Genomic DNA, 540 nt, shown 5'->3' on the forward strand with positions numbered 1-540 from the left:
AGTACTTTTCCCGCAAGTTCGTGGAAAAGCTCAGGATACAATCATCGTTGCTACAGGAGGTAGTTGTCGACATCAGATTTACGATGGAACAAAGGAAATCGCGATTCATCCCGTTGAAGTCTTATATAATGCATTAAAACACAAAAGTCATCTTTTATAAAATGACTTTTGTTTTTTAAAAATATTAATCCTTATAAAAATTATTTAGCTTCATTTAGTGCCTCTGTATTCAATTTAATATACTCACCATTATTAGCCTTTTTTGCCATTTCAATACCCTCTTGTGCTGATTTTCCTGTTTTCCGCAATGGGACACCCTAGAAATTTTTATTGACGATCTCGATTAACCTTGTTTGTTTTTCATCCATTTTCAAGAGGATGTTTTTTATGGCTCTGGATTCCGGGAGTACTAATTCCAGCTGGTATATATTTCTTGTTATCTCTGCGGCTTTTTCCGGTGATAATGAGAAGGATTCCTTATTAAGTACCCTTTCCAATTCCTTATAAATGGTGTAAGCTACAAAAGACAAGCAAATATGA

The 540-nt window shown here is 34.4% G+C and carries 1 pseudogene; it reads right to left on the reverse strand.

Annotated elements, in window-relative coordinates:
* Positions 1-317 precede the first annotated feature (317 nt).
* Positions 318-540, reverse strand: a pseudogene (locus FLS47_RS18505) (hypothetical protein); the annotation flags it as partial.

The sequence above is a fragment of the Sphingobacterium cavernae genome, from assembly GCF_008520265.1.
GTDB classification, from domain to species: domain Bacteria; phylum Bacteroidota; class Bacteroidia; order Sphingobacteriales; family Sphingobacteriaceae; genus Sphingobacterium; species Sphingobacterium cavernae.